Below are 7194 nucleotides of genomic sequence, written 5' to 3'. Positions count from 1 at the left end.
TTATCAAAAGAGTCTCTATCTTGTAAAAAATATTTATATCTTTCATCTAAAGCGTATATATTTTCTCCTTGGGGCTTTAGCTTTAAATCTTTAATAAATTTTTCTATTTTTTTATTTGCCTCATCTTCTGATAAAGAATCAATCTTACTTAACGCAATAGCGTAACTTCTTTTACTTAAATTTTCGCTAAATTTTTTTAACTCTTTTTGAAGAGTTTTATATTGATTCAAAGGATCCCTGTAACTTGATAAATCTATCATAAAAAGTAACGTTTTTGTTCTTTCAATATGCTTTAAAAATTGCAAGCCAAGCCCTTTTCCTTCGCTTGCTCCCCCAATGATTCCCGGAATATCTGCCATTACAAAACTTTTAAACTCATCAACCTCCACAACGCCAAGTTTTGGAGTTAAAGTTGTAAACTCATAATTTGCTATTTGGGGTTTTGCGTTTGAAACAACGGAAATTAAAGTAGATTTTCCGACATTTGGAAATCCTACCAATCCTACATCGGCTATTAATTTTAATTCAAGTTTTATTTTCAAGGTTTTTCCGGGAAGTCCAGGCTGAGCGTATGTGGGCCTTTGGTTTGTGGGGCTTTTAAAATGCCAGTTTCCTTTACCTCCCTTTCCCCCTTCTAAAAATAAAACCTTTTTTCCATCTTCAACAAGATCTAACAACAACTCTCCCGTAACCGCGTCTCTTACCTCGGTTCCGGGAGGAACTATCAATACTAAAGGCTCGCCATTTTTTCCATGTTTTTTTCTACCTTCTCCAGGTCTTCCGTTTTTAGCTTTTAAAACTTTTTTACCTTTAAAGTGGGATAAAGTATGGGTATTTTTGTCTACTACAAAATATACGTCTCCTCCTTTTCCTCCATCGCCACCGTCTGGCCCGCCTTTTGGCATGAATTTCTCTCTTCTAAAACTAACAGCGCCTTGACCGCCTTTTCCGGAACTTACTGTTAGTTCTACACTATCTATAAACATTATTTTTCCTTGAAGTTAGTAATTGGGAATTGGGAATTAGGAGAAATAAGAAGATTAGGAATCAGGAATTAGAAATACCAATTCCTAATTCCAAATTCCTAATTACTATACTATTTTGGGCAAAAGCCCAAAATTATGCGGGATAAACTGAAACTTTCTGTCTTTTTTTATCTTTTCTTTCAAATTTTACATAACCGTCTACCAATGCAAATATTGTATGATCTTTACCCATACCTACATTGTTTCCGGGATGGATCTTTGTTCCTCTTTGTCTGATTATAATATTGCCGGCTCTTACAAACTCTCCGCCAAACTTTTTAACGCCTAAACGTCTACCGGCACTGTCGCGGTTATTTTGAGTACTACCTTGACCTTTCTTGTGAGCCATAACTTCTCCTTATGCTATTTTTGTTATTTTTACTCTCGTAAAATCTCTTCTAAATCCTCTTTTTACTTTTGAGTCTTTTCTTCTTCTTTTTTTAAATATTATGATTTTCTTTCCTCTACCTTCGTTAATTACTTCACCTTCGACGACAGCGCCTTCAATAAAAGGTGTTCCAACTTTTAATTCTCCGTCGTTTATAGCCAAAACTTCTTTGAATTCAACTTTTGTTTTAGGCTCTAAACCCATTTTGTCAAAGCAGATGATATCACCCTCTTTAACTTTATACTGCTTACCGCCATTTTTTATGATCGCATACATCTTTCAACCCTCTATATTTAATTTATTGGCATTTTGATGGCGAATATTACCAAAAGTTACTTTAAGTTTTGTTTAAAGAGTCGCAATAGCTTCTATCTCTATTAAAGCGTTTTTTGGAAGCGTTTTTACCGCAACCGTGCTTCTTGCCGGTTTATGATCTTTAAAAAACTCCTCATATATCTTATTAACCGTTGAAAAATCCTCCATATTTGCTAAAAAAATCGTCGTTTTTATAACTTTTTGCAAGGAACTCCCGCTAGATTCCAACACATTTTTTAAATTGGTCAGCACCTGAATACTCTGTTCTTCAATCCCCTTTTTTAAAATATCTTCTTTCCCGTCAGCAGTTAAAGCTATCTGTCCCGAAGTAAAAATTAGGTCATTAAATTTTACAGCTTGCGAATATGGGCCTATTGCCGCAGGTGCTTTATCGGTTTTTATATACTCCATAATTCTCCTTTTATTAATCATTAAAAATTATAGTTATATCATAAAATATAGGAGGTTAAAAATGGATAAAGAAAATATTAAAAAAGAGCTTTTTAAAATAATCGATTCGCTAAAAAATAAAGTTATAAAAGTTAGAAGAGATATACATAAACACCCAGAACTTTCTCATCATGAAGAGCATACAAAATATTTGGTAAAGGGAATTTTAGAGATAGAAGGTTACGAAATAAAAGAGTTTAAAGATCATAACGGAATAATCGCCGATTTAATAGTGGATAAAAAAAAGCCTTTTGTAGCTATAAGAGCAGATATGGACGCCTTACCTATTGAAGAAAAGACAAATAAACCCTACGCCTCCGAAGTAAAAGGAGTTATGCACGCCTGCGGTCACGACGCCCATACCGCAATAGCCGTAGGAGCAGCAATAGCCTTTGCACAAATAAAGGATAAACTTTCTATGAATATAAGATTTATTTTTCAGCCAGCAGAAGAGGTTAACGAAGGCGGAAGCGAAGAGATGATAAGAGACGGCGCGTTAAATAATGTTATAGCAATATTTGGACTTCATGTATATCCATATCTTATGAGCGGCCAAATCGGTTATAAATATGGGGTTATGATGGCAAGCGCAGATACCTTTGAGATAGAGATTTTTGGTAAAAGCTCCCACGGGGCAAGGCCTCACGAGGGGGTGGACGCGATATTGGTTGCCTCAATGTGCGTAAATTCACTAAATCATATAATCTCAAGAAGGATAGATCCGCTACATCCAGCGGTTATAAGTCTTGGAACTATACAAGGAGGAAGCGCGCCAAACGTAATATGCGACTATGTAAAATTAACAGGAACTGTTAGAACCGTAAATGAGCATATAAGAAATAAAATACCGTTAATGATGGAAGATAGCGTAAAAGGAATAACACACTCCATGGGCGCAAAATATAAATTTAATTACGTTTATGGTCAGCCTGAATTAATCAATGACGATAAGATGGTTGATATTATAGTAAACGAAGCAAAAAAGATAATTGGAAAAGAAAATGTTATAGATTTAAAAGATCCAGTTATGGGAGGTGAAGATTTTAGTAGATACTTACAGATAGTTCCGGGGGCTTTTTTTAGATTGGGGACTTGCAATCCTAAAAAAGGAACCTGTGTTCCTCAACATAGCTCAAAATTTGATATCGATGAAGATGCTTTGCCAATCGGTATGAAAATATTAAGCGCCGCAGCGATTGAGGTGATGAATGAAAAATAGATTTTTTATAAAACTTTATAACGATATAGAGTATTGGAAACTTATAAAAGCTTTTTATAAAAAGCTATGTGATCTTATCTCATTTCCAAAAAAAGAGGCTAAAGAGTTGGAAAAAGCTTTATATGAACTTTTTGAAAATGCCGTAATTCACGCTTATCAAAAAGATGAGGAAGGGGAGATTGAGATTGGATTTGAGATATTTGATAACGGAATAAAAATAGACGTGAAAGATATGGGACTTCCTTTTGATCAAAATATTCTTAAAAAAGTCCCAATAGACCTTAAAGAAAAAAACAGAGGATTAAATAGGGTTTTTTTGCTTGTAGATAATTTTAAATATTTCAATCTCGGACTTGGTGGTAAAAAATTTTCTATTATTAAATATGTGCCTATACATTTAAAATTAAAAGAAAATATTCCCTTTTATAGCGATATTGGTGAAGATTTTGACAAAAGTGCCAAAGAGCTAATAAAAGATAGATTGAAAGTTAGACTATTTAAAGAGGGTGATGAGATATGGATAACGAAACTTATTTATAAAAATTACGGATATACATATTTTAAAGATCTTTTTTATTATCCTGAAAAAATTCTTCAAAAAGAAAAAAATCAAGAAATTTCATCGATAATTGCAGAGATTGATAAAAAAATAGTTGGACATTTCGCTTTGGTTAAAGTTCCTAACTCAAATATTGCCGAAATTGGTATCGCGGTAGTAGATCCGGCATATAAGGGTATGGGTATTATGAATGAAATGTTTAGTCTTCTTTTAAAAAGGGCAAAAGAGTTAAATTTAAGCGCGATATTTGGAGAAGCCGTAACCTTTCATCCATACAGCCAAAAAGCAAACGCCAAATTTGGCTTTTGTCCTACGGCCCTGCTTTTAGGAGAGCTTCATCAAATGGTTAAATTAAAAGGGCATAAATACCCTTTTAGAAACACAAGAGGAGCTTCCCTTGTAGATTATAAGATCTTAAAAAAATTTCATAAAAATATAACTATTCCAAAAATATATAAAGAGTGGATAGAAAAAACCTATAAAAATTGCAATGTCAAATCTAGCATTGTTAAAAAACAGAGTTTCAATCATCAAATTTATATAGAACATAATCCAAAATTTAATATTGTAACTATCGTGATAGAAAATATAGATAAAGATTTTGAAGAGAGATTTAAAAAAATTTTCGAAAAAACTCTTTTTAAACATCCTGACATGATATACGCCGATATCAATCTTGAAAAAATCGGCGATATAGATAATGCAGTAGATGTTTTAAAAAGTTACGATTTTTTCTATAGCGGTGTTTTGTTTTTAAGAAGAAAAGATTTTGATTATTTAAGAATGCAGTATGAAGCTAGCGAAAATATAGAAGAACAAAATATCGTGTGTTATACCGATTTTTGCAAGGAGTTACATAAATTTATACTTGAGGATAAAAAAAGCAAAAATAAAGAAATATAAAAAAATTTTATGATACAATAATGAAAAAAAAAGGATTGAATATGGAGTTTTTAAACTTTTTGGACACGATAAAGCTTCCTTTTGAGTTGCCTATTTTATTGCACCCAATAACTGTTCATTTTGCGATATCTCTACCTATTATCGTGTTGCTGCTGGAGATAACAAATCTTTTTATTAAAAGGCCCTATCTAAACGTAATATCATCAACATTTTTATTTTTGATTATTCTGATTTTTACCGCGGCATTTTTTGCGGGAAAAACAGACGGATCTCACGTTTTTTCTATGCTAAGCACCGATGGACAGGAGGAACTAAAACTTCATAAAAAAATAGGTATGTATCTTGTATATTTTTCGTTTTTTGTTTTCTTGGCAAAGATTTTATCTATTTTTATTAAAAAAGATTGGATGAAAGGGATATTTTTCCTATTTTTAATAGGCTTTATAGGCTTAACGTTAAAACAGGGAAAAGATGGAGGAGAATTGGTATACGAATATGGCGCCAATGTTGAGATCGTTTCAAAAATGGATGATAAGATTATGGAATTAGAAGATCAATTAGATAGTTGCAAAAGCGAATTAGAAAAAATAAAATCCCAATCCGAGACAAAACCGCTGCAAGAAAGTGAAGAAAAACCTTCAATTCAAACGGAAAATATAGAAAAAACCCAACCGCAACAAACCATTGAAGAAAATAAAGAAAATCAACAAAATATAAAACAAGAGGAAAATATCCAGCAAAAAGAAGAGCAAACCCAAACAAATGAAAATAATTCAACCCATTAAAGATGGCAACTCGCCATCTTTAAAAATCCTTTATCACTTTTTCAAAAACTTCGTATAATTTTATAACTTCCTCTATTGAGGTTCTTTCGTTTGGAGCGTGAATAGTATCGTTTATTACGCCAAATTCTACGGTTTTTATCCCATACTCCCCAAAAAATCTTGCATCGCTGGTTCCTCCGGCGGTAGAATATTTTGGTTTTATGTGGCATATTTTGGATATAGCGTTATCCAAAATTTTTACTACTTTGCTATTGGGATCTGTTATAAAAGGTTTTGCGCTTTGAGTTATTCTTAGATTATAATTCATACCGTTAAAATATTTATGGACAAAATCTTCTATATCTTTTATGGTAGTTTTTGTAGAGTTTCTTACATTAAACATCATCTTAAGTTTTCCGGGAGTTACGTTTGTTACCTCCATACCAGCCCTTATATCGGTTATAACAAACTTGCTTGGAGCAAAATATTCATCCCCTTCGTCCAAATCAGCACCGGCCATAAATGGAAGAACTTGGGCAACCTTGTGTATAGGGTTTATCGATTTTTCCGGATATGCCGCATGCCCTTGCTTTCCAATTTTTTCAATTACTCCATTAATTGATCCTCGTCTTCCTATCTTTATAGCGTCTCCAAAAACTTTTTCACATGTTGGTTCAGCTACAATTGCATAATCTGGGAGGAGATCTAGCTTTTTTAACTCCTCTAAAGCGTATGCTGTTCCATATTTTGCGTCACCCTCTTCATCACTTGTTAAAAGTAAAGAGAGAGTTCCATTAAACTCTTTTGTCTCCTTTGCTGCTTTAACAAAAGCGGCTACCCCGCTTTTCATATCTTGAGCGCCTCTTGCGTAAATTTTCCCATCTTTTTCTATCGGTTCGAAAGGATCGCTTTCCCATCCTTCACCTGGTGGAACAACATCAACATGTCCACCAAAACATAAATGCTCTTTATCTCCAAATTTTTTATATAAAAAAAGATTTTTTACATCATATTTGTTTATCCAAATAGCTTCAAAATCCTCTAAATACTCTCTTATAAAATCAAGACTTCCTCCATCATGCGGAGTTACCGAATGAAAAGATAAAAGCTTTTTAAAAAGTTTTATTACATCCATATCACCCTCTTTTAAAATTTTCAATCATTAAAAGATAATCTTCAATATTTTCAAATCTATGATTTCCTCCAAACTCAACAACCACTTTTGCTCCCATAAAAAGGTTTAAAGATTCTTGATAGTTTAAAATTTCGTCTTTACTTTGCAAAAGCACAAGATAATTTTTTAACGTTAATTTTTGGACATTTATATCTATTAACTCTTTTATATACTCGCTTTTCCACAAAAACTCAAAATTATCGCAAAATCTTCTATTTTTGCCTATATATGGTAATAATGTAATATAAGGTTTTATAGAAGGGTTAATAAGCACACACTTTTTATTGAATTTTTCGGATAAATATATAGCGTAATATCCACCTAAAGAGGAGCCTACAATCAAATCTATAGGATTGTTTTTGATAATATTTTCCAAAAATTTTATAGCCTCTTTAGG

9 protein-coding genes are annotated in these 7194 nt (G+C 32.6%); 3 read left to right on the top strand and 6 right to left on the bottom strand.

What is annotated here, in order from left to right; genetic code table 11:
• From obgE to AC30RD_RS04830, 4 genes are all read right to left on the bottom strand, one after another.
• On the bottom strand, positions 1 to 986 hold a 986-nt coding region (gene obgE, locus AC30RD_RS04845), incomplete at its 3' end, for a GTPase ObgE (protein ID WP_489493177.1).
• A 133-nt stretch (positions 987 to 1119) separates the two neighbouring features.
• Positions 1120 to 1374: a 50S ribosomal protein L27 gene (rpmA, locus tag AC30RD_RS04840; protein WP_489493176.1), complete on the bottom strand. Its 255-nt coding sequence runs from the start codon at positions 1372 to 1374 to the stop codon at positions 1120 to 1122.
• 9 nt (positions 1375 to 1383) lie between these two features.
• Complete coding sequence (gene rplU / locus AC30RD_RS04835; protein ID WP_489493175.1) at positions 1384 to 1689, bottom strand: 50S ribosomal protein L21; 306 nt, start codon at positions 1687 to 1689, stop codon at positions 1384 to 1386.
• Between the two features lie 72 nt (positions 1690 to 1761).
• Positions 1762 to 2139 (bottom strand): RidA family protein, encoded by a 378-nt coding sequence (locus tag AC30RD_RS04830; protein WP_489493174.1) that lies wholly within the window; start codon positions 2137 to 2139, stop codon positions 1762 to 1764.
• A 61-nt stretch (positions 2140 to 2200) separates the two neighbouring features.
• Here AC30RD_RS04830 and AC30RD_RS04825 point away from each other — a divergent pair, with 61 nt between their 5' ends.
• From AC30RD_RS04825 to AC30RD_RS04815, 3 genes are read left to right on the top strand one after another with little or no spacing between them, the layout of a single operon-like run.
• Positions 2201 to 3397, top strand: coding sequence for a M20 family metallopeptidase (locus AC30RD_RS04825; RefSeq protein ID WP_489493173.1), 1197 nt, complete (start codon positions 2201 to 2203; stop codon positions 3395 to 3397).
• Positions 3387 to 4859: a GNAT family N-acetyltransferase gene (locus AC30RD_RS04820; protein ID WP_489493172.1), complete on the top strand. Its 1473-nt coding sequence runs from the start codon at positions 3387 to 3389 to the stop codon at positions 4857 to 4859. Before AC30RD_RS04825 ends, AC30RD_RS04820 begins: the two co-directional genes overlap by 11 nt.
• Before the next feature lie 41 nt (positions 4860 to 4900).
• Positions 4901 to 5644, top strand: coding sequence for a DUF2231 domain-containing protein (locus tag AC30RD_RS04815; protein WP_489493171.1), 744 nt, complete (start codon positions 4901 to 4903; stop codon positions 5642 to 5644).
• A gap of 19 nt (positions 5645 to 5663) precedes the next feature.
• Here the strand turns inward: AC30RD_RS04815 and dapE are convergent, their stop codons facing one another.
• Positions 5664 to 6758 carry a succinyl-diaminopimelate desuccinylase gene (gene dapE, locus AC30RD_RS04810; RefSeq protein ID WP_489493169.1) on the bottom strand — a complete coding sequence of 365 codons (1095 nt, stop codon included), beginning with the start codon at positions 6756 to 6758 and terminating at the stop codon, positions 5664 to 5666.
• 1 nt (position 6759) lies between these two features.
• Positions 6760 to 7194 (bottom strand): YqiA/YcfP family alpha/beta fold hydrolase (locus tag AC30RD_RS04805; protein WP_489493167.1); only part of this gene is annotated, 435 nt, incomplete at its 5' end.

Source organism: Nitrosophilus sp. (assembly GCF_982775275.1).
The sequence above is the reverse complement of the archived record's forward strand: the minus strand, read 5'-3'. Positions and strand labels throughout refer to the sequence as shown.